We start from the raw sequence: 26,515 nt of genomic DNA, 5'->3' as shown, positions 1-26,515 counted from the left end.
TTGATAGGAACTAGAAAATTACGTAAAAGGTGGAGGCGACTTGAACTAGAATGGAATGGTAAAATCTTAATCTTATCTGACATCCATTACCCTTTTTGTGACGTTAATGAAATAAATGAGATTATAGTGAATGAGAAACCATCATTGATTATCCTTCTAGGAGATATAATAGTTTCTAACGAAGAAGATTACAGAAAGTTTCTTTCAAATTTAAAAATAAGAAAAAACATAATTTACGTTAAAGGCGATGAGGATAAATGTAGGGGCGATTTCGATATTATTAGGGTAAAAAATAATGGGAAATATTATACTCTTCTTCATGGACATCAGTTCGTAAATGAGGAAAAGGAGTACAGTATAGCTAACAAGTTGAGAAAAATAAACGAAGATATTCCACCTTTTCTCTTTTGTGTATTTTTCAGAGTAATGCTAAGAAACTTTAAGGATACCCTAGTTCTGGGGCACTCACATGCTTTAAGATATTTTAAAAGTATAAGGTGCGCAAATGCGGGTACTTTGACCAGTTTACAGAACCTTTACAACGATAAAGGATATGTTGTTATTGACAGAGACGGTATTAGAGTGGTAAATAGGCGAGTTTAAATATTTTGATATCGAATTTGATATTAGTGAAGAAGTTGTTTGGAATCTTCAGAATGTGGACCTATCAAGCATTAACAGAGTTATCAAAAGGAAAGAAAAGCGTAGAGGAACTAAAGAAGAGTTTGCCACTATATGGATCAGCTTTCGACTTTACAATAAGCGTTCTTCTCTCTACTGGATTAGCTAAAAGAAGTATTGAGGGTGGTGTAGAGTATTTAGAGATAACTGATCTGGGTAAGGGCTATTTAACTGGTATTATTGACTGGCATAGGGGGTTACATCACAGAAAGGGTTGGTGGTAAAATTTCTAACATCTTTTTTCTTCTCTTTTCTTTTTGTACTTTGTGAGGTTTTTCCAAATCTTATGTTACCTTTTACATTATCTACATAGCAAAAAGAGAGTTTAGACCAGATAGCTTTACAAATACCCCCCACAAGCACTCTTTTTAACTGATTATAATGGAGTCTGTATTGATATGAACTAGAATTTATATATTCAAGTATTACCTTCTATCAGAAATGCCATTTGACACTGAATTCAAGGAGCATATCTTTTTAAAGTCCAATCTTAATGTGAATGACGCTATGTTTCAATAAAAATAGTATTTACCGTGTAGAAAAATATATTTATTCAAATAGAACCTCTTTATGCCTTATGAATGTTCCTTTTCTTAAATCCTCAAAGGCTTCAATTAATTGATCTTCTGTATTCATAACTATTGGACCATACCACGCTACTGGTTCATTTAAAGGTCTTCCAGATAGTACTATGAAACTCGCATTCCCACTAATTTTAATCTCATCTCCGTCTCTAGTAAATACCACTAAATTACCTTTTCCGATCTCTGGAGAGTTAGGCGCAAATCTAGCCTTGCCATCAACAACGTAAGCTAGCACAGTATATCCTTGCTTCACCTTTAGAGTCATATTTCCATTAAGATTGACATGTATGTAAAAGGGATCAACGTCACTTTTAACTTTAACCGGTCCCTCTATTCCAGCAAATTCTCCAGCAAGTACCGAAACATCTCCAAAATCGAATTTCTCTTTAGGTATTCTCTTTACATCTCTATACACTGGTTGTGTCATCTTCTTATAAGAAGGCAAATTAATCCAAAGTTGTAAACCTCTAACAAGCAATGGATCCTGATTATATTTAGGTATTTCGCTTTCATCTAAAGGCTTAGGCATTTCTTGGTGGAATATGCCACTTCCCGCTGTCATCCACTGGACTTGCCCAGGATATATCGTACCCTTATTGCCTAGACTATCTTGATGTTCAACTTTTCCCTCAAATAGTAGCGTAACAGTTTCAATTCCTCTGTGAGGATGCCAAGGAAATCCGTTAATGTACTCTTCAACCTTATTAGATCCAAAAAAGTCTAACAAGAGGAAAGGGTCAGTTAAGTCCACTGTATCTAAGCCTCCAAAGACTCTGTAAAGCCTCACTCCTGCTCCATCTATTGTATCTCTTCCCTTTAATACTCCATCTATTCCACGAATCATAAATGAGATATTACTTTTGAAAAATATAAAGCTAATACAACTTAACTATGATTATTTGATAATGAGAATCTGACTGCACCCTACAATTTTATTATTGTAGTAAAAAGTCAAAAATCTACATTCTCTCTATAAAACCTTAAACTAGTACTTTGTGGGGGTTTTCAAAACTTAAGCTACTTTTTATGTTCTCCTCATAGTAAAAAAAGGACGTACAAAACCAGATAGTTTTACAAATACCCCATTAAGCAAAATATTGTACTAATAATTCAAAAAATCCTTTACATTAATCTTTAAGTACTGTGATTGAATGTAGAAGCACTACATACTATTGCCTCTAATAACATAACTAATTTATACCGTGAACTCATAGCATTAAGTAATAAATATTTTGATAGAAATTTTTACATGTTTACATTAATTTCATAAAGAGAGATTTTACAGTAATTTTTCTAAAATAGCGACATATGGAACTTTATGAGGCTCTTCGAATCAGTGCTCTTATATTCTTCTCAAAACTATTTATAATATGTCCCAACAGAATATCGAAACAATTGGTTTAGCTAAACTGAGAAATGGCGTAACGTATTTAATTATAAATGCTATACTCTCGATCATCTCAGCGGTTATACTTTTAACGATATTATTCTCTATGAGAGCAAGATTACCAATTATTTCTGGTAGTATTATCGTTTTAGTAATCGGAATAGTTCTAGTAGGATTAGCACTTCTTAATATGAGAGAAGGATTTAGTTTATTAACGTCCTTAGGAAGAGATTTAAGAAGAGGAATAACTGGTACTAGTCTGGTCCTTGTAGGTTTAATCATATTCTTTATCTCTATCTTATATCTATTACTCCTTCTTCCAACGATTAGGTTTGGAATTCACCGTGTTGAACTCACCAGCATTATTGGTATTGTCGCACTGGAATTAATTGGCGGGATTATTGCATTTATTGGCTACTTGTTTGTTGCCCTAAGCTTTAGGGATTTAGGTAAGTTCTACAACAACCGCAATCTAGATGATGGTGGGCTATTTGTTTTAATAGGTGCGATACTTAGTATATTTATTTCAATAGTTGGAGCTATTGTAGAAATAATTGGATTTTTTAAGATACGTTCAGGATTAGATGAGGTAATGAAAGGCCAATATCAACAGCAACAGATACCGCCACCTTCCTCACCTATCGGTCAAATAGGAATTGGGAAGCTATATAGTAACGGTATTGCTGAAGTAATGATATATTCTCAATATCAATTACAAATACTAAATGCAATAATAATGGGTACAAGTTATAGCACTGCTGATATATCACCTAATCAGTTATCAATAGGTTATAACAATATTAAAATGAACTTCAAGACTTCCTTTATGTTTACTCCGGGCAATATTTACGTTATACAATTAACCCTATCCAATGGTCAAACTCTAAATGTCACCGTAACATATCAACCATAAATGTTTAATACTTTAAAAATTTTGTTAACTAATATTTATATAAACTATTGGTTTTTAACCCATGTTTTTTATTAAGTACATAATATAGATAAATTATTGCAAAATAGCAATACTCTACGCTCCTTTGACTTGGAATATTCACAATTAATCGTATGTAAAAACTCATTTCATGCAATTCTATGAATGTATAATTTGCATTTTTTACAATAATCCTTATATGCTTAAGATGCGTAATATACATTTAATGGGAGTTAATACGATAAGACTTGATGAGATAGATGAAAAAATTCTTAACATCTTACGATATAATGCTAAAAAGAGTTTAAAGGAACTATCAGATGAGTTGGGAATACCCATAAGCACTATAAGATATAGAATTAAAAGGTTAGAGGATTCTCAAATAATAAGGGGCTACGTCGCATTAATAGATAGGGTAAATTTAGGATTAAATGTATCGTTAGTTATGGAAATAGAAACTGTACCCTACTCCATAAAAAAGGTAGCCCAAGAGTTAGGGGAAATCCCTGAAGTGGTGAGAATATATGGTTTAGATAATGGTCCTAGATTGCACGTACACATGATCTTCAAAGATGATTCCAGTGCTCATCAGTTTGTGTCGAATAAATTGTACAACATTAAGGGAATAAAGACAGTTTCAATCTCAAGAATAATTGAGAGATATAAAATAGATCCTTCCGTGCTACTCTAAAAGAAGAAAAACGTTTTACCTTTTTTCCTCATTATTCTATCAATCAATCACTTATTTTCACATTAATTGATTTTATTGGCATCACACCGGGTATTTCCCACTCTTCATACATCTCATCAACCATTTTCTGAACGTACTCTATATCCTCTTCAGTGAAATGAGAGAACCTACCCTGCTTCTCAAGATATTCCTTAACTGGTTTTCTCTTCATTCTACCTTCAACAATACTCTTTGTAGGCTCATTATACACTATCTCCCCATTTATATATTCATATAATGGCCATAATCCAGTTTCTACAGCTAACACTCCCAATTCATGTGAAAACTTAGGGTCGTAATCCCATCCCTTAGGGCATGGATCTAGAGAGTGGATAAACGTTGGACCTCCTATTGATAGTGCTTTCCTTATCTTATTCATTGAATCCAATGGATAAGCTGGTGTCATTGTAGCCGCGTATTTAACATTTCTATGACCAGCTATTATCATTGAAACTACGTTTTTCTTCCATCTCCTTTTCATTATTCTTCTTTCCTTCCCCGGTCTACTAAATGAAGTCTGAGCTCCATATGGAGTCATACTAGTTTCTTGAATATCAGTGTTCGCAGAGGATTCATTATCGTATAATATTATTAGCAAATTGTAGTCATAAGTCATAGCATTAGAGACTCCAGACAACCCCATATCTGCGCACCCTAAGTCTCCACAAAACGCTATCACATTTATGGGTTCTTGCTTTATTTTTCCCTTTCTCATTAGCGCTCTTAACGCAGCCGCAGTTCCTAGTACTGCAGCACCAGAACCTCCTAATTGAGTGTGTACCCATGGAACTATCCATGACGTTGTATAGTATGTGGTGTTAGCTACGTACATACATCCTGTTGCTCCTATTACTATAGTTCTAGGTCCTGCAGCCTTAGCTAAAAATCTCATCACTAATGCCGACTCACATCCTTGGCATGTCCTATGACCAGAAGTATAGAACTCCTCTAATGGAACATCTTTTATTGTCTTAATTATCGATTTATATACCTTTTCTTCTATTTCCTTTTCAACCATACGGGATCACCTCAATTTTACCAGGGGTCTCCTCTGACCCCAACCCAATAAACGGGTTTAGTTATGGGAGTATCCCTATGTTCATAACCTATTTTAATTATCTTTTCCACATCTTGAATCGTTATCTCTCTCCCACCTAGTCCTCCTATGAAGTTCATTACCTTAGGCCTTTGATCTAAATCATATAACGCAGATCGTATTTCATGATATATTACTCCTCCTCTGTTTGGAGAACCCATGGAATAATCTCTGTCGATTACGCAAACCACCTTACTATTACTTAAGTACTTAATCACGTCTTGTGTGGGAAATGGCCTAAACCACCTTAACCTTAACATTCCCACCTTATATCCTTGCCTTCTCATATTCTTTATCGCAACTTTAATTGGCTTAGAAACAGTTCCCATGCCTATTATTACTACCTCTGCGTCATCAATCATATAGGGTTCCACAAATGGATTTTCAGGCATTTGAATTTCAGCAGTAGATCCAGGATACCTTCCAAATACCTTCTTAAAGCTTTCGTATGCTTCGCTTATAACTCCTCTAGCCCTTTCCATAGCCTCTTCATGCTGTCTTCTTATTTCCATAACCCAATCCTCATTAACTTGAGGAGCAACTGTTATTGGATTATCTGGATGGACTAGATATTTACCCCTATTATAAGGTGGTAGGAAGTCCTTAACCAATTCCCTAGGAGGCAATCTCACTATCTGCTCGGAATGTGTTAAGAATCCACCGTCCATTGAAATTCCAACTGGTAATAATACTCTTTGATCTTCAGCTACTTTATAAGCTATCAATGTAGTATCGAAAGCCTCTTGTGCAGTATCAACCCATGCTAGTAACCAACCTACATCCCTAACCATTAACGCATCGTTATGCTCAACACCATATGCTCCAGGATCATCTAGAGCTCTGTTTCCTATTATTGCCACAACTGGAGCACGATCTGTGGCAGTAACTACTATTGCTTCCATAGCGTAAAGCCATCCGACTCCACTACTTCCGACTAATGTTCTAGCACCCACTAATGATGCGTGCTTTACAGTTTCAAATTGACCATGTTCACCTTCAGCTACTATGAATTCAGCGTCAAGTTCTCCATCTGCTATTAATTTAGAGATAGTATCCATAACTTCAGTATATGGCCTAATAGGATACGCTGCTACCACATCTACATCAGCATACATAGCCGCATGAGCTACCGCTTGTGTTCCGTTCATTAAGACTTCTCTTTCCACTATCTTCTTAACCTCTGTCATCTTCCCAACCCCGGAACGTATACTCTCTCCTTTCTAGCTTGTCTTACGCTCTTTAGCCATTCCTTATACTTTACCTTATCCTCTTTCCACATTTCATAAGGTCTTCTATAATCGGTAAACATTGATTCATCAACCATAACTATACAATCCTTTACTGGGCAAACTTCTGCACAGATTCCACATCCCACACAATAATCATATGCTATATCGTAATATCCATCTGGTGTCTCATCAAAACATTCATCTGGACAGTATACCCAACATAATTTACATTTTATACAAGTGTCGAAGTCTACTGTTGGCCTTTCAAATTTCGTAGTACCTCTCTTAAATTGCTCGTTTCTTTTTCCCCTTGGTACTGCTGGAATGACAGTACCTTCTAACATTTCCTGCCATGTTAGTAACCTAGGTGGATTGTATACGAAGTCGATCCCTTCACCCTTCATCACTGTTCTATAATCTACAGAAGAGTAAGCTTCTTTTACTGCAGATATTCTCTTATCTGCATTCTGTTTTTTACTTACATATTTAAGCAAATGGTCTAGATCTATTATGTCTGGTCTTAACTTTGCTAATGCTCCCCAAACTTTTTCCATCGTGAGATCGTCTTTGAACGCCCATAAACCAGAAAATGATGGCGGAGTGTTTATTACTCCGAAGATCCAGTTAAAATCCTTTTTAGGAACCATTTTCAGTAACTCGTTAATTTTCTTAGTAGAGGTAACTATCATTGTGCCGTTGCTTTTTAATTTCAGATTAATTGGCTGTACACCTTGCCATGCCCAAGATTCAACACCTTTTAGTAGCGTATCGTCAAGTACTATTATTGTATCAACTAAGTCTGGTTCCACTCTAGTAGAGTAACCAATTAAGTCTTCTTCATTAACTCCATTTCCTATTCCAACATAATATTTTGCTGGAACTCCATTTCTTTCTGGAGAATCGCCATATCTTCCAAACGATAGGGCTGGTTTCCCCATTTCCCTAGCAGTGTAAACAATACCTTCTGCAATATACTTAGCCAATCTCTTCTGGAATATTCCCCTATACACGATCTCTACGTACTTCACTTCGTCTTTTACTTCCATATATGAATATTTAGTAATCGATTATATATAGATTGATTTGTAATTATGTTAATTTGTACATAATAGGATTTGCAATATATTAAAATGTTTATGGAAGCATATACAATTCTTGCAACTTTTAGCATACGAGGTTTACCTTAACCATTAAGAAATTTTTTATAAATTAAAAAAATATTATATTACAGCAATAAAAAAGGAAGGAAAAAGAAAATAAAGTAAAAGAAAAATAGATCATTTGGTTTTTGATTCTATACTACCTTTCTCTTTCTCAACACTAGCCATTTGTGCACTAGGTATTTTAGGAGGTCTTAAGGTTAAGGCTAATATTGCTGACACTACAGCCATTAAGCCCGTTATAACCAGAGTCTCCTTTATCCCATATACTGTGAACAATACTGATGCACCATATCCTGCAAATATACCTGCTAACGCCTTAGCCGTGTATGTTAGCCCATAATTAGCTCCAGAGTGTTTTGGCCCATAATAATCACCAATTAGTGGCGGAAATAGGGAAAATAGTGGGCCCCATGTAAATGCCGTTATGAAGATTAGTGCTAAGAATAGTGGAGCTATCTTTGGTATAAATGCAAGCGAAAGCATCGAGATTCCACTTATTCCAAAGGATAAGGTCATTGTGTATGGTCTTCCTAGATAATCTGAGATAGTTCCCATTACGAATCTACCTAATCCATTTGCAAAGGGAAATAGGAAAACTGCTATTACAGCCGCAATTGAGAAACCTAAAGATCTACCGTAAGGTATTAAATGGCCTACTACTGATAAACCAGAACCAGCTATTAGGAAAAATGAGATATATATTACCCACCATTGCCAAGTTTTTACCATTTGCGAGAAAGTAAAATCACCTTTACTCCTTTTTATCATCTTTCTCTTTCTCTCATACTCCTCTGGATTCCAACCCTTAGGTAGCCATTGTGGTGGAGGATAAGCAAATAGATACGCTAGGACAGTTATAATAACTAATTGGGCAATACCCATGTACATGAAGGCTGCATTATAACTTATCAAAGATATGATATATTGTATTAAAGGAGATAGTGCAAATGATCCTCCGCCAAAACCTATTTCTATAATCCCAGTAGCTAGCCCTCTCTTATCTGGAAACCATTTAACGGCAGTACTTATTGCAGTAGCGTAAATTATGCCAACTCCTATACTACCGAAACCATAAGTGAGATAGAGCATTGGCAAAGAGGTAGCAAAGGCAGAGCTTATGTATCCAACTCCCGTTATTATCCCGCCTAGTATGGAAATCAATCTGGGACCATATCTATCTGCAATTCTACCAGCTACAAACATCGATAACGCTTGAACGATAATGTAAATAGTATACGTAAGTCCCAATGCTGGAGAGCCTGGAGCAACATGGAATACCTTACCTAAGGGTACAGTGTACAGAGTCCAAGAATACTCATATACACTAACTAAAGCCATTGAGATGGTAGCTGCTACTACTAACATCCATCTAAACCATCCTTTTTCAAACCACTTATTGCTCATCATTCATTCTATACGTAAGATATGTTTTTAATTTTTATTTCTAAAATAAACCCTAATATATGATAAATATGACAATAGATTTCGTGCCATGTTAAAATTTATGCAAATGAGAATGTTGAGAATATAATGCTTTGTTATAGATATTAACATTATATTCCAGAATATAGATTAGAAAACTGCTAATACAACTGCAAATAGCATACAAAATAAAGTAATGATCTTATGTTAGTTTTAAATGAGCTCTGTTGATTCATTAAACGAAATTAAGTACAATAGGAAAAAGAAGTTATTATCCACATATTTCTAATCTAAATTTACGCATAATCCGCACTTAGAAAAGCCTAGCTGAGCTATTGAAATTAAGGGTTAATTTGAAGAAAATATTGAAATAGGAAAAAATGATATTTAGCTATGAGTGTATAAACAAAGATGGAGCTAAGAAGGCATATAGTACGCCGATAATTATCAAATAAACTAGTACCCCTATTGCCCAAGGTAAGTTCTTCCTTATTACTATTCCTTCCTTTCTAACGTACTTAGTCGTGGATACACCAGCACTGGCAGTCTGTGGAGCTACCGGTTTAGCTAATTCGGCACCTACTGAATTTAGGGCTGGCGTTAGACCTATTGGTAATCCTGCTAAACGTGCAGTAGTAGCTTGAAAGACTCCAAAAAGAGCGTTACTTGACGTATTACTTCCGGATAATGCACAACCTATCCATCCAAAGAGTGGAGAGACTACTATGAATGCTAAACTTAAATCACTTGCCTTCCACGCCAAGGAATAAGCCATCCCGCTGAAGTTAAATACGTAAGCTAGTCCCACTACGAAAACTCCAGTTAATATACCACCCCAATATTGCTGAAAAGATCTCTTTACTGCTTGACCCATAATTTTTGGTGAAATTCGTAAAACTAAAGAAATTATCACCCAAGAAACTAAAATAGAGGTACCCGCGACAAATGGGTTAAAACCAAAACTTACTGATACATTCTTATGAAGAAGAGATGAATACGCAGGTTGAGCTAATGTAGCTAACGTTACTTTAGTTAGGGGAGACCATGGTCCAGTCCATAAAGTCACCACAATTATCAATATTATGAAAGCTGACCAAGCTTGAACAACATCCTTACTGGAATATTTCTTATTTTCTCCTCCATTAAATTGCATATTTTTCAGAACTAATACGTTCTTAGGTCTCCAGATTCTTAAAAACAGAAGTAGTATTGCAAATGACACTAAAGATCCAGTAATATCCGGCAAATAAGGTCCCACGAAGCTTGCTACTGGAAATTGACCTAGAATATAAGATAGTGAGCCAATTATAGCTATTGGCCAAGCTTCTTTTATTCCCTTCCATCTATCTACTAAATATAGTAATATCCAAGGCGGTAATAGAGCTAGAACTGCTACTACTTTAGCAACTGATGATGACACAAATAATAAGGGTAAACCAGTAGTTGCTGCCAATATGACTATTGGTGTTCCTAATGCACCGAAAGAGACTGGAGCGTTGTTAGCCAATGCTGAAACTTGTAACGCCTTTAAATCATCAAATCCCAAATATATTAATAAAGGCGCTACAAATGCCCATGGATATCCGAAACCTACTAGCCCTTCTAACAATGCTCCGAAAGACCACGCTAAGAGAATAGCTTGAACACGAGCGTCATTGGTAGAATTCCTAACTATCCAATCCCTAAATGCATTAAATTTACCAGTTAAAACTAAAGTGTTATAGATAGTTAATCCCCAGAATACTATCCATGATATTGCCCAAGTTCCAACTAACGCACCTATGAGCCATGCATATGATAGTTGAGCTATTGGTGCTTTCCATACTAACCATGCAACTAAAATTGTCACTATGGAACCTATAAGTGATGCTAACCAAGCACTTAACTTTAGACCAGCTAATAGTATCAACAGCACTATTATAGGTGTTAAAGAAGCTAAAATAGTCAAACCCACATTTCCAGTCGGATTTAAGGGTTGTACATACATGTCTATCTCTATATAGAAATATATTTCTAATTTATAAGCTTATTTTTGATAAATTATTAACTAACCTTTAAAAACTCTTGTAAAAAATATAAGTCTCCACGTACTCTATTTGCATATATTTTAAAATCGAGCTGTAAGTTTCTGTAAGCAACACTTAAATATCAACCTAAAAATAATAACTTTCATGATAGAGGCTAAGTCAATTATAAATGGAGAGGAGATTAAGTCAGATCAGTACTATTATAGGGAATGTCCTTACGATACTGAAAGAATAGTAACTAAGACTCATTTAGCTTCAATAGATGATTTAAAGAACGCTGTTGATGTCGCTAGGGAAGTGTTTGATAATGATAAATATAATTGGGTCACAGATTATAAGCAAAGAGACAGAATACTCTTTAAAATAGCTGAAAAAATTAGAGAAGAGAGTCAAACATTCGTTGAACTATTAATGGACGAAATAGGAATGCCTTTGAGGCAGGCTAAAGCTCATGTTAATGCATCTGCAGATATTTTCGAATACTATGCAGGTTTTGGAAGTAAACTGTACGGAAATATGAAATTCTTACCTAATGGTGATTTAGTACAATTAGTTAAGGAGCCTGTTGGTGTAGTAGGTGCCATAACCCCTTGGAATTTCCCGCTTACTCAAAGTGCTAGGAAAATAGCTCCAGCATTAGCAGTGGGTTGTACAATAGTATGGAAACCAGCTAGCTATACCTCAGCAATCTCATATCATTTAGCCAAAATTATAATGTCAACTGGAATACCTAAAGGTGTAATAAATATGGTTTTAGGTCCAGGAGAAAAAATAGGTAGCGAATTAGTTAAAAATAGTAAGGTAGATAAGATATCATTTACCGGGGAAACTACGACTGGTAAATGGATAATGCAGGAAGCCTCTAAGGACCTTAAAAGGATTTCCTTGGAGCTAGGTGGTAAAAATCCATTAATATTATTCAAGGATGCTAATTTAAATCAAGCAATTAGGGGACTAATGTTTGGTATGTTTAGAAATGCTGGGCAGGCATGTGGAGCAACAACTAGGCTAATAGTAGAAGAGGATATCTCATCCCAGGTGGAGAATCTGATCGTTGAATCGGTTAAGAAGCTGAAATTGGGAAATCCCAGGTTGGAAGATACTGACATTGGACCGTTAGTATCTAAGTCTCAAGAGAACAAAGTGTTAAGCTATATAGAAATTGGAACTAAGGAGGGATATAAACTTCTAATAGGAGGTAAAAAAGCAACTGGTAATGGGTTAGAGAAGGGGTACTTTGTGGAACCCACAGTGTTTTCCAACGTTGATAATAAGTCTAAAATAGCTCAAGAGGAAATATTCGGGCCAGTACTAGTTATTATGTATTTCAAAACTGATGATGAAGCAGTTTCTTTAGCAAATGATGTAACATATGGGCTAACTGCATCAATTTGGACTAATGATTACAGGAAAGCGTTAAAAATTTCTAGAAAAATTAAGGCAGGAAGCGTATGGATAAATGATGCATATACGCAACCCTCAGAAGGATTATGGGGTGGGTATAAGCAGAGTGGTATTGGTAGAGAACTAGGATTACAAGGTATTGAGGACTTCGTTGAGGTTAAAATGATATACAGCAATGTAAATGAGAATTACCCACACTTCAAACAAGTGTATAAAGACTAAATAGAGGTTAAGGTATCATAAGCGCCATAACTTAAAATCAATCTTTGTCTTTAGATTTATTTGGCAAAAGCAGATTTTATTGGAAACTTATGTAGTATTCGTAAGGTAAGAATGTGAGTCTTTTATTTCAAGAGGAGAAGTAGTAAGCTATGAGGAAGGCTCATAACGTTGAATAATTCATAATTTGTATAAATTAGTTTAAAATTGAGATTTTTAAGAACTTCTCGTTATGAAGATGTTTCTATAAATTCTAGGTGAAACCAAATGGATCAAGTCATAGTGCCGTCATGAAGGCATAAATTATTTTATGCCTTTTACATCTATTTGCACAACATTTATTTCATACGAATCTTATCTTTAAGTCCCCATAAAGAGATTGTAGGTACCTTAAATTTTTAACTACTTGATGAGATTATGAAATAAGAGATAAAAATTAATACTTTATGATGATGAGAATTAATATAAATAGTATAATCTCTTTATAGAAATTTCGTGAATCAAGACAACTCCTTCAGAGTCGAGATAATAAAGAATTATATAGTTGGCTTAACATTAATTCTTATTAAGATGTAAAAATTATACTTACTGATTAAAACATCGCTTTGTAGGATATTTGTAAAACTATGTGTTGGAAGCGCTTTTTATAAAGAGAATTCAAGGGGTAACATAATTTGGAAAAACCCCACAAAGTAATAAAACATTCTCATTAAGACGTGCTAGAAATTACGCAGAGACAAAGTATTTACTAATCAGATATTAACTGTTGATTTATTATTTCCTCTATCTCTCTTGTTCTGAATCCACTTTTAACCGCCAAGTAATGGAATATCAGACCGATAATGGCAACTACGACTATATCGTAAGGGAATTTTAAAGGTGCTGAATTACTTAACGGTCCGAATTCACTGAAATAACTTACTGTATACATTACTAAAATTAAGGCCATAAGCCATAGTCCACTTCTGAGATGGAGTCTTCCATTATTACTGGCAAATATATAACCTATAAATAATGGCATTAGCATCATCAATGCAAATAATAATAGATATAGTAGAAAACTTGCTATATTTCCTCCATTTAAGACAGTACAATATCCAAACACTGCTATTACTATATTAGCAATAAATTGCGAGATTCCCGTAATGATCCCAATCTTCCTTTTGATTTCCAATACTTTAACACCGTAGAACATCCAAAATAGAGGTACTCCTATAAATAGAGCTGAGAGTATGTAGAATAATGTGCTGAAACCAGACCAATATACTATTAATAATGAGACTATTGTGGCAATTGGGGCAATTAAATTTGCATATGGCACTTTTATACTTCTCTTCAAATCGGGGGCTGTTTTTCTTAAGGCTTGAAGTCCTATCCCTCCCATTATGTACGTAAATACTGTAGCCGATGAGTTGAAACCTACTAATAAATACCAACTAGGGAAAGGAAGTAGGAATATTATGCTAGCTATCAATGATACTATCAGAGACCATACGGGTACTTTAAATTGATTTAGCTTCTGGAATAAATTAGGTAAATAACCTTCAACTGCCATGCCGTAAAATGTCCTTGACGAAGTTCCAGTGTAAACTAAACCAGTTCCGCTAGGAGATATTACAGCGTCTATTAGGAGAACATATCCCCAGGCCGCAGATAACGCTAATCCCTCCGCTTCTAACTCCCCATAAAATGGCCCATTAGCCCACTTACTATTTAACAACGCAGACCAATTCCCTGGGGTTATACCTGCACTGTTCCAATTTATTGCTCCTATAAACGCTATCTGTAGTATTGTATATATCGTGATTGCTAATAATATTGACAAAATGATTGACCTCCATACATCTCTTTGTGGGTTTTTAGCTTCTCCGGAGAATTCGATGGGCTGTCTGAAACCTAAATAAGAGTAAATTATTCCCGCAGATGGTATTGCGTATAACATTCCAACTGGTCCAATATAGTTAGTTGAAACACTAGTTGGAAATATTCCTCCATAACCAGTGAAGTTAATTGACCTAAAAGCGAGGAATAGTAGTATAAATGTTACCGTAGGGACTATTATTTTCCAAATGGTTATTGCTGAATTAGCCCTCCCTAAAGCTCTTATACCGTAATAGTTTATCAAGAAGAAGATGAATAAAAGCAAGGTAGCTATAGCTAAACCGGGTAATGTTAGCACTGTGACTGAAGAGCCATTAACCTCAGCAGTTTTAGTTAATATATCGCTTAGAGTTGGATTAATGCTAGATAAGTATTCAATAGTTGCTAATGCCTCTATCGAAGGTGTGGAAATTGCAGAGAGAAGATATAGGAACGCTATAACGTAACCTGTGTAACTGCCGTGAGAATATACTGGATATCTTACAATTCCACCACTCTTCGGCATTGCGCTTCCCAGTTCTGCATAAGTTAGGCCTATAAACATTACCATTACTCCTCCTATTATCCAAGAAAATATTCCTGAAGGCCCAGCTATTGAGGCGACACTTAAAGATGCAAATAACCATCCAGAGCCTATCATTGCGCTTAAGGACAAGAAGGTTAAATCTAGTAGACTTAATTCTCTCTTTAAAAGCCTATCTGAGTTATTGGCTGACTCGGTCATACAATAATTAGAAACATGGTTAAGTGCTTTTAAAGTAAAAAGTAATAGGTCTTTCATAATTCGAAATTTCCATAATACTCTAATGACCAAATTCGTTATGGACCCCTCTTAATAATAGTCGAGTAGTTCGGCTAATCTAGGTGATAGGTCGATAAATCTCAACTTTATTTCAGAATTATTATATGTGAAATAACGCATATCACCAATAATCAAAATATAATATTGTATAAACTTAAGAGTGGTACTTTTTATAATTCTGGAATATAGGAAGATCACCACTCATAAAATAATAAGCAGTAATTATCATGGGTTGTTCATGTAATATTTAATTCTTGCAATGTATATTATGATCCAATCTCTATCTTAATTGAATTTATCTAATTTATTAGAATATCTTATAAAGATGGGCTAGCATATACCTTAAGAACTAGCTTCATGTATCGTCTCAGAGTGGAAGTCAAAGTTGCTTGCTCTCTTCAATATTGGTAAAGTATATCCTTCTAATTAATATAATATTTGCCAATGTTAATATAAGTACCCACAAAATTGAAGATATGATTACCAGCTCAAGAGATGCAGAACTTTGGGGGTTTTGTAAATTCGCTGGTGGGGTATTTCCAGAGTATCCGTAGTAGAGCAGAAGAATTAGCGATAGGTATGGTGAAGTGTAATCTAAAGTTTTGGGGTATTCTGAAAAGGTAAATAATGAGTAAAATAGGAAACCTAATACTAGAGGAGTGAAACTAATTAAGTTTTGAACTCTCATTCCGTTAAATTTTATTGTAAGGAGAACTAAGAACGTGGATAAAGATATGAAGAACAAATTTGCAAGGAGTATGAATGGAATCAGTATATAAAATTCGTGAGGATAGATTGTAATTCCTATCCCGTTATTGGAAAATATTACCGAGATTAACCCCGTCAACGACAATTCGATTGCAAGCCCCGCTATCAGCGTTCCAGAATAAACTGATACTATATAGGTACTTTCTTTAAGCCTACTATACCTAAATAAATAAGGTAATGTTCCCGTTTGATAAAAGAGCATAAATGCAACTGAAACTGCTAACGCGCTTAACGAGAGTGTTACTAGGTCTGCATACCAAGAGGCTACGTAACTCTGATATACTTTGCTAATGTAAGCAGTTGGTATTTGTTTAATGAAAGATGGTGCCATTAGATAAGCGCCTATAGAACCCCAGAATAGTATATAAAGGATTCCCCATCCTACCAAATTGGGATTCAGAAGAAGCCTCTTCACGATATATATAAGAAATCTTCTCATAGGTAACTTATTTGTTACGGATAATAAAAGTTTCAATAATGGTTCATTTTTTGAACTAGCTTGATGATTTTTATGTTTAGATAGTGAGATGAGATTATGTTAGAATATGAAAGTTTCACAATAGATTTTGATGGTTACGTACTACTTGAACATATCAACCTTAAAATAGATGGCAAGAACCTTATCTTAGGACCTAATGGATCTGGAAAAACTACGTTAATAAGGGCTACATGTGGGCTATTACCATATAAAGGTAATATATACGTTAATGGTAATGAAGTGAGAAAAATAAGAAATTACATAGATCTCTCGACTAATTTATATGAGGTTTACAGTATAGGTAGGAAAGTTAAAGATATAGTCTATATTTTAGAGGAAATTAAGGACCTAGATACCATCTTGTTCTACAACTTATTAAAAGAACTCAGAATTCACGATCAAGTAATTAATAAACCTTTGCATAAACTTTCTGCTGGCCAATCTTCGATGGTTAGAATAGCCCTAACTCTTTCCTCCAAATCCAAAATAGCTTTAGTAGATGAGCCTTTTGAGAACTTAGACCCCGGCAAAAGAGAGATCATAGCTGACATATTTAGAGAATACTTTAACACTGGGTTTATTACGACACACGAATTAGATTTGCTAAAGGAGTTTAAAGAATGGAACTCTTATATTATTTTTAACGGAAAAATATATGGACCTATACTAGTTGAAGAGTTAATTGATGCCAACGTGGTTGAAGGGGAAGTTAGTAACGCAATAGTTACGATAGAAGTACAAAAAGGTAAAAAGATATCCTTAGTTAAAGATAAACAGACCGGGATTAAAATAAGCATGTTGGGTAGTTTAAACAGAATTTATGGTGTAGTTTAAATTGGATTATCAAGAATTAGTTAAAAAGACTGAAGAGATAGCGAGAATTATAATAAGAAGAAAAGCTAGAAAAATTCTGGGAATTTATTATGCTGTTTGGGGATTTTATGGTCTAATTTTAGCCTTAATTTATATGATTCTGGACAATTTAAATGTCGAGAGCAATAGCCTATATAGCATAATTCCACTAGTTATGGTATTGCCATTTATTTACTATACTGTGAGGCTATTTAGTAGAATTAGTACTGAGTACATGAGGATTATAGGTAGAGAAAGGAAGTCAAATAAACAGAGTTACGTACTGTGGTTTTCTTTGGTTACGCTATTAATTATACTATTCATCTTAACTCTACATTTAGGAATAGACTCAATATATTTTATTGCATTCTTTTTTCTATATGACGCTTTCGTAGCTTTTTCATTATACCGTTTTCTCTATTCTAAACATAGACTGGCAGATCCCAGATATTACGATATAATAGCGATTTTCAGTATTCTGCTCGTTCCATTAGGGATCGTATCCCCAACGTTATCTCCGGTTTACATGATTTTCGAAATATCCTGGTTCTACGCCTCAATCAATTCTTTACTTGAGGTGTCAGCTATTGAGTGATGAAGGAAAAATTAAGGAGCTAATACAGTTTCTTAACAATAGAGCTTTAAATAATTCAATCAGATTAGCTATACTAATTAGTTTATACACCTTCGGGGAAATGACCTTCTCGGAAATTCTAGAGTACGCTCAAATCCCAAAAAGCTCCTTAATGATGCACATACAGATTTTAGAAGAGGAAGGATTAGTAATATCAAGAAAGGGTTTTACTGTAAATGGAATAAGAACATTTATTAGAATCACTGATAAAGGAAGGGAGATAGTTAAGGAATACTTCAAGCTGATTAGCAGTATATCGTAGTCTGTCTCATAATAAAAATAATATTAGTAAGTCAAAGGCATCCGATAATTCTTTGTTAACTCGTTATATTGCACTAAAGAGTTTCTTAGTTACTCTTATCCTTATTTAGTAACACGTTCTCTGAATTGGGGTTCTGCCATGTAAAGCATTTTATATTAAGCTTCTTAATATATTGTAAATGTATAATTAATATAAAGTAGTAAAAACTAGGATTAATCTTTATTTTAAAAAGAATCATTTACTTTGAATAATAATCATGTTAAGTTAAAACTAGCTCCCACAGTGTAGTAATCCAATCGATTAATTTTCTAGAAGCCTACCTAACTAAAACCCTAATCATAAAAAGTACGAAAATAGAAGGGGATCAGATCTTAACTCTCTTTTCTCAACTGCTAAGGGGATATTCTTATTCAGCTAAGTAAAGAGTAGCTCATTATTTGTTAAAATCTTATTATAAACTAGTTAAGAATCAGGCTTTTAGCTAGTTAACATAGTAAAGCTTAAATGCTTATTTACATATTAATGTAGGTAATGGCGGGAAAGTTTTACATAGCAGTGGCAGTTTTAACGTTAATATTCATACTACTGTACTCACTACTACCCCTATATTCAAAAGAGAACCCAACATTCCTAGGATTGCCAATGTTTTACTGGTATCAGATAATCCTAATGCCCATAGGCGCACTAGTATTTTTCGCTGTATCATACTTGATTAGGGAGTGAGAGCATGGATGGGTTACATGTTTCAATAGTCTCTGTGATATTATTTATAATACTTTTCGTTATTTTCGTATTTTTAGGATTTTATGGTAGTAGATGGAGAAAAGGAGACTTATCAAAACTTCATGAGTGGGCTCTTGCCGGAAGAAAATTAGGGCCTTACTTGATGTGGTTCTTATTGACAGCTGATACATATACTGCATATACATTTATTGCTGTACCTTCTCTAGTACTAGCTAGCGGACCAGTTGGATTTTTCGCAGCATTCTATTCTGGAGTAGCGGGATATGTTGCCTTACTTTTCATGCCTAGACTATGGACAATAGCTAGAAATAGAGGATATGTGACAGCAGCAGATTTTGTGAAAGACAGATTTAACAGCAGAACTCTTGCAGGATTAGTTGCCATAACTGGTGTTGTGGCTGAGTTACCATATGTAGCATTACAAATAGTGGGAATGCAGGCAGCCCTACTTATTCTACTTTTAGGTTTAGGTGTTAGCAACATCTCCTTGGCAAGCGATTTAAGTTTATTAGTATCATTCATAATTTTAGCCGCATTCGTATTTACTAGTGGATTAAGAGGTGCAGCTTTAACCGGAGTTTATAAAGACATGATAGTCATAGCTACCGTACTGACTGTAGCTATTTTTGTTCCATTAAGTTTTGGAGGATTTGCTGCAGCCTTCCATAATGCTCAGATGTTGAGTTCTCAAGTTAATTTTGCCTTAAATCACGTTAATAAACCCATATTTTACAACTACTTACCTACTACGTTAGCTACACAAACTGCATATATTTCACTTGCAATAGGTAGTGCGTTTGCTTTGTATTTATATCCTCATGCAATAAATGGTAGCGTTAGTGCAGACTCAAAGCAATCACTTAAATACTCCCTAGCCTTGCAACCTATATATTCAATTTTACTTGCAATCATAGCTTTATTTGGAATATTAGTATATGCGAATCCCACGGTAGTTAACTTTATCGAAAAAGCAAAATCTGGAGCAGTAGCCGTTCCTGCATTAATAGGTTATACGATGCCAGATTGGTTTGTTGGTATCGCCTTGCTAGGTATTTTCATAGGAGGCTTAGTTCCCGCCGCAATAATGGCAATAGGTGCAGCCAATCTACTAACTAGGAATATAATAAAGGAATTTAAGCCCGATATGTCACCTAAAACAGAATCCACATTGGCTAAATGGATTTCCACTGCGTTCAAATTCATAGCATTAGCTTTAGTATTTACAACGCCATCAACATACGCAATACAGTTACAGTTACTAGGAGGGATAATTGTTCTTCAAGCGTTGCCATCAGTATTTCTAGGTTTATACACTCACAAGCTAAATGGATATTCACTAATAGCAGGTTGGATAGGTGGAATGTTTAGCGGAATTTATTTAACGTTATTAGCAAATCACTTCGGGCCCTTGAAAACGTCATCTTATCTAACACCATTAGGGCCCATGTATATAGGTGTAATTTCAACATTGATAAACATCGCCATAAGCTTAGTTGGCACTGCAATAGCTTATGGTTTAGGATGGAGACCAGTTACAAACATAAAGGCAGAAGAATTATCTTAAGTCAAAATTATTTTTAAAGCCATAATTTGATTTTTATAATTAATTTCGATATTTGCCTTTTTATTTTTTAAAAATCCAGGTTAAAAGCTTTATCATTCTGTTGTGTTATGTCTGTGCAATCTAAATTTCGACCTGCTAAGGTTTGCTTTATGGATTATTCGTAAATTATTAAGGTCTATAAGATTATTTTCCCTAAGACGATTTAGGAAAAAATTAATGTCAATTTTTGGAAAGGGTTTATAAAGCAACAGAGGTTAGTTGGATTACAGCTAAAGCGTTGGTAATGAGTAATATAATTGACACTCAAATTCTCATAATCCCCCACTAAAATAAATAGTGTAATAATAAAAGATAGATAAATAAAACGAAATTCCTCTCCTAGAAGGTATTCACTAGAAGATCCATTCACTTAAAGTTAACCCAAGTTCCTCTAACTTTTTCTTTAATTCTTTAACGTTTTGAAGTCTACTTGCTTTTGTCTCACCCTTATCTCTTTCTAGTAAAATTACGTCTTCAGGATTAATTAAGTCTACAATTGCGGGTGAGTGGGTTGTAATTATGAACTGAGGCTCCGATTCTCTGATTAAATCAATTAACCTACCTAATAATTCAACATGAAGAGAATTCTCGACCTCATCAATCACTATCGGAGAATGTTTTAACATATAAACTGTGACCATTATTGTTAGCATTTTCACTAATCCTGATGGAAGGGAATTAGCGGGATAGAAGATTTCATTTCCATCAACTTTCTCTTTAACATTCAATTTAATTTTACCATCGTCAGTTATTATTGGGGTTAAAGTGAGATTGAATCTTTCTAGAAACATGCTCACAGCTTCATGCATTGGAAGGTTCTGTAAGATTTTAGGTAAACCATAACCATCGATTCTTAGCATCATGGGCATATTAAAAGGAACTGGAGAAATCGCATTTTCAGGAATTATTCTTAAAACTATTATATCATTTATAAATTTTGAAAGGAAACCCATTAAAGATACATCTGGCTGCGTTAATGGGAGATTGGAAAATGTAATTGGACCATAGCTTTGAACCAATGAGAACATACTTAAGTTTTGTGGTATATCGAAGGAATTTTTTTCGATGGTTAGTTTGTTTAGATTTCTTTCTATTTTTAAATTTCCTAAATTCAAATATTCACTCTTTATTAAGAGGCCATTATAACCGTTTATTGTTAATGAGTAATAAAAGTCCTTTCCGTCGTAGGTACCTTCAATCTCATAATAAATGTCCAAAGAGGTGTCATTCATAAATACCACTTTGTCATATCCAGACCAATTCAAGAAAGGTAATGGAGGATAACCGGAGGGTCTAACGATTTCTCTAAGGAGGAGAAAAGCTTCCACAAAATTTGACTTACCCTACCATTAGGCCCTATTAAGACGTTAAGCTTTCTTAAATCTATTTCTGTACCTCGATGACTTTTGAAATTCCTAATCCTTATCCTCTTATACGTGATTTTATTACCCAACATCATTTCTATAAAAAATATTTTAACTTATGCATTTAAAATCCTATCTGACAATTGATTTTGTGTCTAGGGTTGTTAAAACGACGTATAAATTTTTGGAAAAAGCCCCAGATGTTGCATTAGCAGTAAACGGAAATTATTAATGCTTCATTTTTTAACGAGAAAGGTCATTAATGGGATTTTCCGTAAACTGCTATTTTTAGAAAAATTCATGTAAAATCTAGTCATGCAAGATGAAAGACCTTTCCATAATTTTTGAGGAAGAAAGTATATAGTTGTTCTCTCTAATTTAGCCGCAATACGAAAGTGCTTAAATACATTGAAACACATATGTAGAATATGATTACTTTAATAGTAGTGAGGCATGGTGATGCTGAACCACAAGTTGAAGGTAAGGAGGATAAGGATAGGAAGTTAGTAAAGAAGGGAATAAAACAGATGAGAAGAGTAGCAAGTTTTTTAGACGAAATGGGCTATTCTGTTGATAGAATAATATCCAGTCCTTATCTGAGGACTTACCAATCAGCGGAGGTAATTTTGGATGAACTCTTTGATAGTGATAATGAAAAGAAAGTAGAGACATTTGATGATCTTACGCCAGATAAGGATCCCTCTTTGTTTTTGGAGAAGGTAAAGGATTTCGCAGATAACTCTACTATACTTATTGTAGGTCATGAGCCATATCTTTCTAACCTCGTGAAAGCGATAAGTGGTGCTAATGTTGAAATAAAGAAGGGTGGTATTGCCATAGTCGATTATGATCTGAAAGAAGGGAAAGGAGTTTTGAAAATTCTCCTTACCCAGAAAATTTTAAAGCTGATTTAAATGATTTCTGCAGTGATAGATTGTGGCTATAATTCCTTCAGATTAGTAATTTATCAAGTTTTTTCTAATGGAACGTTTAGGATGCTTGGTTCTTTTAAATCATTTGTAAGGATAGGGGAAGGGATCAAAGAAGGGGATAAGATATCAGATGAAAAGATAGATAAAGCTGAGAAATCGTTTTCCATTTTTAAGAAAATTTTAGATAATTTGAATGTTGCGGAAGTCAAGATTGTAGCAACTAGCGCGTTTAGATATGCGATAAATGGTAATGATGTTAAAGAAAGACTAAGTAAGATAATCAATGAGGAAATAAGGATAGTTTCTGGAGAGGAAGAAGGGAGATATGCTACAATAGGAATGATGAATACACTTCCAATTTCTGATGGAATCTTCTTCGAGTTGGGAGGAGGGTCGTTAGAAATAGCTGAAGTAACATCAGGGAATATATCAAGAGTGTCCCAATTGCCAATTGGTGCTCTGAAGCTCATTAATTACTCACCTAGGGAGATAAGGAAAAAAGTTTTAGATGAACTATCAACGTTAGATATCAGAAAGGGTAAAACTCTGGTAGGTTCTGGAGGAAACGTTAGGGCTTTAGCAAAACTTGATAGGAAACTTACTTCTTTTCCTCTTAAATCAATTCATGGTTATTCTATATCTTCAAAACAGATCAGTAAGTATGCTTCACTTTTACCATCATTGGATGCTGAAAGTAGACAGTCTCTTCCAGGGATAGGTAAGGAAAGAGCTTTAACAATTCATTCAGCCTCAGTTATTATAGATGAGTTAGTTAATTACCTAAATTCGAGAGAATTGATAGTATCAGCTTTTGGAATGAGAGAGGGAGTACTTACAGAGGGAAAAAGGTTAGATAAGATTAATTGGTTAGAAGCAGTTTCATTTTCTCATGCTATAACTACTCCACCAATAGAGATTATCAATGAGATCCTTACTCAAGTTGATAGTAAATACTCATTTTATGTCGCATCATCAGCCTTCTTATCATTAGTTTTTAAGATGACTGGTTATTTTGATCCATTTCAAGCTTGTTATAGGTTTATTAAAGAGTCCGTTTTACCCGGTTTTACGTTAAATGAGGCATTATTAATAGGTCTGATTTGTGAGGCGGGAAGCGGAAAAGTTAAGAAAAAACAGATGAAAAAGTTAAATGAAGACATAACTAAAAAAGAAATATTAAGTTTTGGTGATATAATTAGAAATGATATTGACAAATACGTGGCTGGTGTGAGAATATGAAAGGTTTGTTAATAGCATTTGAAGGAATAGATGGCTCTGGCAAGTCTAGTCAAGCTGTAGTACTTAAGGACTGGATTGAGATGAAAAGAGATGTTTATCTTACAGAATGGAATTCCTCAGACTGGATTCACGATATAATAAAAGAGGCTAAAAAGAAGAACCTTTTAACTCCGATAACGTTTAGCCTAATTCATGCAACTGACTTTTCTGACAGATATGAGAGATATATTTTGCCAATGCTCAAGAGTGGATTTGTTGTAATATGCGATAGGTATATTTATACTGCATATGCTAGAGATGTTATAAGAGGAGTTGATATTGACTGGGTAAGGAAACTTTACTCCTTTGCGATAAAACCAAACTTCACGTTCTACATTAGAGTTACACCAGAAGTAGCATTAGAAAGAATTAAGAAGTCGAAGAGAAAAATAAAACCTCAAGAGGCTGGAGCAGATATATTTAGCAATGAGAATTTGGAACCAGAAGAGGGATTTATTAAATATCAAAGCATGATAGTGGAAATTTATGATAAAATAGCTAAAGAGGAAAACAACTTTATAACAATAGATGGGAATAAGCCGTTAAAGGATATACAGACTGAAATAAGGAAAGTTTTAGGTGAATATATTGATAATAGCTTTTGAAGGAATTGAAGGTTCTGGTAAAACATCTCATTTAGAGGCCACTAAAAAGTACTTAGAGAAGCAAGGATATGGGGTAATAACCTTTGGGATTCAAAGATCTAAGTTAATTGGAGATAGAATAGCTCAGGTTAAACGAAATATAGTATTTGAGAGAAGAACCTTATTTTTAGCTTATATAACAGACTTAGCTGATCAAATAGAGAATTACGTTAAACCATCCATAGAATCTGGATTTATAGCCTTAGCAGACGGCTATGTGCTAACCTTAATGTCATGGGGAATAGCGAGAGGATTAGAAAAAGACTGGATGAATTATGTAACTTCCATCTTTCCTAAGGCATCACTTTCCTTAACATTAATATCATCTCCAGATGAGATAGTGAGGAGAATTATAAAGAGAAGGGGCTATCCTAATCCTCTAGAGACGGGAATGGATATCTGCGTTAAGGAAGATTTATTTGATGCTTATGTAGATTACATCAACAAATTTCAAGACGCTCTGATATCACTTTCCTCGAAAGAAAATATAATTTATACCGATGACGAATTTGAAAAAGCTCAGACGGAAATATTGAGGCGAATAGCCAATGTTACAGATTGAGAAATATCTTAATGAACAGTTAAGGAAGGCAATTCAAATCAATGGAGAGAGTGAAGAGGATATACATGACATGAGAGTTGCAATTAGAAAATACTTTGACGTTTTATATACGCTTTATCCGATTTATGAAAATATTGAATGTATATTCCTAGCTAAGGAGGCTATTAGCACCTTAGGGAAAGTTAGAGATATTGACATATGTGGTATAATAAACATGGAGAGAGATAAATTGGTTTTTAAAGCGTTAAAACGAGTTAAAAATATGCAAATGTGCTTTATCAATGAGAGAATTTATGGGGCAAGAATCCTTCTGTACAACAGAATTTTAGACATATCTCGCTCTGTCAAGGATATTTCAGATTTTCATGAATTAAGGAAAAACGTGAGAATAGTGAGAAATCTAGCGGAAGCGCTAGGTTATGACAATAAGGAAATTAAGATATTAGCTAAAAGAATGGGAGATTTAAGGGACGAGATGTTAAGGGCTAGATGTAGGGGTCAAACTCCTACAAATGTCAACTTAGACGAGTATAGAGAAGAGGCCAGGAGAGTAATACTAAAAATAATAGCTTTACAAGACGAATTTCATCACTTTAATACAAATGGGGGTTAAGGGGGCGAAGTCCCCATCGATGAATACCCACTTAAATATTTTTTATTACATAGAAATTTACTTTATATAACATTGAATTAAATATATAGCGTAAATGACTAATAAAATAACATTTCACATAAATCGGTATTATCGAGTATTATCCAATGCGCATAGCTATCAAGCTGTGATAACTATATAATATAATAAATAACAGTATTTGTTCAGTATTTGTTCAGTGATTAT

The 26,515-nt window shown here is 34.4% G+C and carries 25 protein-coding genes; 15 read left to right on the top strand and 10 right to left on the bottom strand.

Annotated elements, in window-relative coordinates; translation table 11 throughout:
- Both V6M85_RS07620 and V6M85_RS07615 read left to right on the top strand, forming a co-directional pair.
- Positions 1-603 (top strand): metallophosphoesterase family protein, encoded by a 603-nt coding sequence (locus tag V6M85_RS07620; protein WP_338598484.1) that lies wholly within the window; start codon positions 1-3, stop codon positions 601-603.
- Positions 604-629: 26 nt separating this feature from the next.
- Positions 630-905 carry a hypothetical protein gene (locus V6M85_RS07615; protein ID WP_338598482.1) on the top strand — a complete coding sequence of 92 codons (276 nt, stop codon included), beginning with the start codon at positions 630-632 and terminating at the stop codon, positions 903-905.
- A 325-nt stretch (positions 906-1,230) separates the two neighbouring features.
- On the opposite strand, the gene V6M85_RS07610 is transcribed toward V6M85_RS07615, so the two are convergent.
- Complete coding sequence (locus tag V6M85_RS07610; RefSeq protein WP_338598480.1) at positions 1,231-2,109, bottom strand: pirin family protein; 879 nt, start codon at positions 2,107-2,109, stop codon at positions 1,231-1,233.
- A 526-nt stretch (positions 2,110-2,635) separates the two neighbouring features.
- Between V6M85_RS07610 and V6M85_RS07605 the strand changes: the two genes are divergently transcribed.
- A complete protein-coding gene (locus V6M85_RS07605) occupies positions 2,636-3,565 on the top strand; it encodes a DUF973 family protein (protein WP_338598478.1) in 930 nt (309 codons plus the stop codon).
- Positions 3,566-3,809: 244 nt separating this feature from the next.
- A complete protein-coding gene (locus tag V6M85_RS07600; protein WP_338598476.1) occupies positions 3,810-4,274 on the top strand; it encodes an Lrp/AsnC family transcriptional regulator in 465 nt (154 codons plus the stop codon).
- Between the two features lie 43 nt (positions 4,275-4,317).
- Here the strand turns inward: V6M85_RS07600 and V6M85_RS07595 are convergent, their stop codons facing one another.
- The 5 genes from V6M85_RS07595 to V6M85_RS07575 form a co-directional block, all read right to left on the bottom strand.
- Positions 4,318-5,331: a thiamine pyrophosphate-dependent enzyme gene (locus V6M85_RS07595; RefSeq protein WP_338598474.1), complete on the bottom strand. Its 1,014-nt coding sequence runs from the start codon at positions 5,329-5,331 to the stop codon at positions 4,318-4,320.
- Positions 5,332-5,348: 17 nt separating this feature from the next.
- Positions 5,349-6,596, bottom strand: coding sequence for a pyruvate ferredoxin oxidoreductase (locus V6M85_RS07590; protein WP_338598472.1), 1,248 nt, complete (start codon positions 6,594-6,596; stop codon positions 5,349-5,351).
- Complete coding sequence (locus tag V6M85_RS07585) at positions 6,593-7,684, bottom strand: 4Fe-4S dicluster-binding protein (protein ID WP_338598470.1); 1,092 nt, start codon at positions 7,682-7,684, stop codon at positions 6,593-6,595. The genes V6M85_RS07590 and V6M85_RS07585 overlap by 4 nt, the downstream gene beginning before the upstream one ends.
- A 231-nt stretch (positions 7,685-7,915) precedes the next feature.
- Positions 7,916-9,208 (bottom strand): L-lactate MFS transporter, encoded by a 1,293-nt coding sequence (locus V6M85_RS07580; RefSeq protein WP_338598468.1) that lies wholly within the window; start codon positions 9,206-9,208, stop codon positions 7,916-7,918.
- A 406-nt stretch (positions 9,209-9,614) separates the two neighbouring features.
- Complete coding sequence (locus tag V6M85_RS07575) at positions 9,615-11,210, bottom strand: L-lactate permease (protein ID WP_338598466.1); 1,596 nt, start codon at positions 11,208-11,210, stop codon at positions 9,615-9,617.
- A gap of 184 nt (positions 11,211-11,394) precedes the next feature.
- On the opposite strand from V6M85_RS07575, the gene V6M85_RS07570 reads away from it, so the two are divergent.
- The gene (locus tag V6M85_RS07570) at positions 11,395-12,876 is read left to right on the top strand and encodes an aldehyde dehydrogenase family protein (protein ID WP_338598464.1); all 1,482 of its coding nucleotides are present in this window, start codon (positions 11,395-11,397) and stop codon (positions 12,874-12,876) included.
- Between the two features lie 745 nt (positions 12,877-13,621).
- Here the strand turns inward: V6M85_RS07570 and V6M85_RS07565 are convergent.
- Together V6M85_RS07565 and V6M85_RS07560 are read right to left on the bottom strand one after the other, a co-directional pair.
- Positions 13,622-15,478 (bottom strand): APC family permease, encoded by a 1,857-nt coding sequence (locus tag V6M85_RS07565; RefSeq protein WP_338598462.1) that lies wholly within the window; start codon positions 15,476-15,478, stop codon positions 13,622-13,624.
- Between the two features lie 457 nt (positions 15,479-15,935).
- Positions 15,936-16,763, bottom strand: coding sequence for a hypothetical protein (locus V6M85_RS07560; RefSeq protein WP_338598460.1), 828 nt, complete (start codon positions 16,761-16,763; stop codon positions 15,936-15,938).
- A 96-nt stretch (positions 16,764-16,859) separates the two neighbouring features.
- Here V6M85_RS07560 and V6M85_RS07555 point away from each other — a divergent pair, with 96 nt between their 5' ends.
- The 5 genes from V6M85_RS07555 (at position 16,860) to V6M85_RS07535 (ending at position 20,858) form a co-directional block, all read left to right on the top strand.
- Positions 16,860-17,636: an ATP-binding cassette domain-containing protein gene (locus tag V6M85_RS07555; protein WP_338598458.1), complete on the top strand. Its 777-nt coding sequence runs from the start codon at positions 16,860-16,862 to the stop codon at positions 17,634-17,636.
- A gap of 1 nt (position 17,637) precedes the next feature.
- Positions 17,638-18,249: a hypothetical protein gene (locus V6M85_RS07550; RefSeq protein WP_338598456.1), complete on the top strand. Its 612-nt coding sequence runs from the start codon at positions 17,638-17,640 to the stop codon at positions 18,247-18,249.
- A complete protein-coding gene (locus V6M85_RS07545; RefSeq protein ID WP_338598454.1) occupies positions 18,242-18,550 on the top strand; it encodes a winged helix-turn-helix domain-containing protein in 309 nt (102 codons plus the stop codon). The genes V6M85_RS07550 and V6M85_RS07545 overlap by 8 nt, the downstream gene beginning before the upstream one ends.
- A 531-nt stretch (positions 18,551-19,081) precedes the next feature.
- Complete coding sequence (locus V6M85_RS07540; protein WP_338598452.1) at positions 19,082-19,273, top strand: DUF3311 domain-containing protein; 192 nt, start codon at positions 19,082-19,084, stop codon at positions 19,271-19,273.
- 4 nt (positions 19,274-19,277) lie between these two features.
- Positions 19,278-20,858 (top strand): sodium:solute symporter, encoded by a 1,581-nt coding sequence (locus tag V6M85_RS07535; protein ID WP_338598450.1) that lies wholly within the window; start codon positions 19,278-19,280, stop codon positions 20,856-20,858.
- Positions 20,859-21,250: 392 nt separating this feature from the next.
- On the opposite strand, the gene V6M85_RS07530 is transcribed toward V6M85_RS07535, so the two are convergent.
- Positions 21,251-22,225, bottom strand: a complete 975-nt coding sequence (locus V6M85_RS07530; RefSeq protein ID WP_338598448.1) for an AAA family ATPase — start codon at positions 22,223-22,225, stop codon at positions 21,251-21,253.
- Positions 22,159-22,356 (bottom strand): hypothetical protein, encoded by a 198-nt coding sequence (locus V6M85_RS07525; protein ID WP_338604855.1) that lies wholly within the window; start codon positions 22,354-22,356, stop codon positions 22,159-22,161. The genes V6M85_RS07530 and V6M85_RS07525 overlap by 67 nt, the downstream gene beginning before the upstream one ends.
- Positions 22,357-22,689: 333 nt before the next feature.
- Here V6M85_RS07525 and sixA point away from each other — a divergent pair, with 333 nt between their 5' ends.
- From sixA to V6M85_RS07500, 5 genes are read left to right on the top strand one after another with little or no spacing between them, the layout of a single operon-like run.
- Positions 22,690-23,175 (top strand): phosphohistidine phosphatase SixA, encoded by a 486-nt coding sequence (gene sixA / locus V6M85_RS07520; protein WP_338598447.1) that lies wholly within the window; start codon positions 22,690-22,692, stop codon positions 23,173-23,175.
- On the top strand, positions 23,176-24,432 hold the full coding sequence (locus V6M85_RS07515; RefSeq protein ID WP_338598445.1) for a Ppx/GppA phosphatase family protein: 1,257 nt from the start codon (positions 23,176-23,178) through the stop codon (positions 24,430-24,432).
- The gene (tmk, locus tag V6M85_RS07510; protein WP_338598443.1) at positions 24,429-25,076 is read left to right on the top strand and encodes a dTMP kinase; all 648 of its coding nucleotides are present in this window, start codon (positions 24,429-24,431) and stop codon (positions 25,074-25,076) included. Before V6M85_RS07515 ends, tmk begins: the two co-directional genes overlap by 4 nt.
- The gene (locus V6M85_RS07505) at positions 25,051-25,677 is read left to right on the top strand and encodes a thymidylate kinase (protein ID WP_338598441.1); all 627 of its coding nucleotides are present in this window, start codon (positions 25,051-25,053) and stop codon (positions 25,675-25,677) included. Before tmk ends, V6M85_RS07505 begins: the two co-directional genes overlap by 26 nt.
- Positions 25,664-26,290, top strand: a complete 627-nt coding sequence (locus V6M85_RS07500) for a CHAD domain-containing protein (RefSeq protein WP_338598439.1) — start codon at positions 25,664-25,666, stop codon at positions 26,288-26,290. The genes V6M85_RS07505 and V6M85_RS07500 overlap by 14 nt, the downstream gene beginning before the upstream one ends.
- Positions 26,291-26,515 lie beyond the last annotated feature (225 nt).

Source organism: Sulfolobus tengchongensis (assembly GCF_036967215.1).
Classification (GTDB): domain Archaea; phylum Thermoproteota; class Thermoprotei_A; order Sulfolobales; family Sulfolobaceae; genus Saccharolobus; species Saccharolobus tengchongensis_A.
The sequence above is the reverse complement of the archived record's forward strand: the minus strand, read 5'-3'. Positions and strand labels throughout refer to the sequence as shown.

What these genes read in the sequence shown, in the direction of transcription:
- tmk (WP_338598443.1), top strand. Translation starts at nt 24,429, where the DNA reads ATGAAAGGTTTGTTAATAGCATTTGAAGGAATAGATGGCTCTGGCAAG.
- V6M85_RS07540 (WP_338598452.1), top strand. Translation starts at nt 19,082, where the DNA reads ATGGCGGGAAAGTTTTACATAGCAGTGGCAGTTTTAACGTTAATATTC.
- V6M85_RS07515 (WP_338598445.1), top strand. Translation starts at nt 23,176, where the DNA reads ATGATTTCTGCAGTGATAGATTGTGGCTATAATTCCTTCAGATTAGTA.
- V6M85_RS07595 (WP_338598474.1), bottom strand. Translation starts at nt 5,331, where the DNA reads ATGGTTGAAAAGGAAATAGAAGAAAAGGTATATAAATCGATAATTAAG.
- V6M85_RS07605 (WP_338598478.1), top strand. Translation starts at nt 2,636, where the DNA reads ATGTCCCAACAGAATATCGAAACAATTGGTTTAGCTAAACTGAGAAAT.
- V6M85_RS07560 (WP_338598460.1), bottom strand. Translation starts at nt 16,763, where the DNA reads ATGAGAAGATTTCTTATATATATCGTGAAGAGGCTTCTTCTGAATCCC.
- V6M85_RS07590 (WP_338598472.1), bottom strand. Translation starts at nt 6,596, where the DNA reads ATGACAGAGGTTAAGAAGATAGTGGAAAGAGAAGTCTTAATGAACGGA.
- V6M85_RS07555 (WP_338598458.1), top strand. Translation starts at nt 16,860, where the DNA reads ATGTTAGAATATGAAAGTTTCACAATAGATTTTGATGGTTACGTACTA.
- V6M85_RS07580 (WP_338598468.1), bottom strand. Translation starts at nt 9,208, where the DNA reads ATGATGAGCAATAAGTGGTTTGAAAAAGGATGGTTTAGATGGATGTTA.
- V6M85_RS07575 (WP_338598466.1), bottom strand. Translation starts at nt 11,210, where the DNA reads ATGTATGTACAACCCTTAAATCCGACTGGAAATGTGGGTTTGACTATT.
- sixA (WP_338598447.1), top strand. Translation starts at nt 22,690, where the DNA reads ATGATTACTTTAATAGTAGTGAGGCATGGTGATGCTGAACCACAAGTT.
- V6M85_RS07500 (WP_338598439.1), top strand. Translation starts at nt 25,664, where the DNA reads ATGTTACAGATTGAGAAATATCTTAATGAACAGTTAAGGAAGGCAATT.
- V6M85_RS07610 (WP_338598480.1), bottom strand. Translation starts at nt 2,109, where the DNA reads ATGATTCGTGGAATAGATGGAGTATTAAAGGGAAGAGATACAATAGAT.
- V6M85_RS07535 (WP_338598450.1), top strand. Translation starts at nt 19,278, where the DNA reads ATGGATGGGTTACATGTTTCAATAGTCTCTGTGATATTATTTATAATA.
- V6M85_RS07565 (WP_338598462.1), bottom strand. Translation starts at nt 15,478, where the DNA reads ATGACCGAGTCAGCCAATAACTCAGATAGGCTTTTAAAGAGAGAATTA.
- V6M85_RS07525 (WP_338604855.1), bottom strand. Translation starts at nt 22,356, where the DNA reads ATGATGTTGGGTAATAAAATCACGTATAAGAGGATAAGGATTAGGAAT.
- V6M85_RS07585 (WP_338598470.1), bottom strand. Translation starts at nt 7,684, where the DNA reads ATGGAAGTAAAAGACGAAGTGAAGTACGTAGAGATCGTGTATAGGGGA.
- V6M85_RS07600 (WP_338598476.1), top strand. Translation starts at nt 3,810, where the DNA reads ATGGGAGTTAATACGATAAGACTTGATGAGATAGATGAAAAAATTCTT.
- V6M85_RS07570 (WP_338598464.1), top strand. Translation starts at nt 11,395, where the DNA reads ATGATAGAGGCTAAGTCAATTATAAATGGAGAGGAGATTAAGTCAGAT.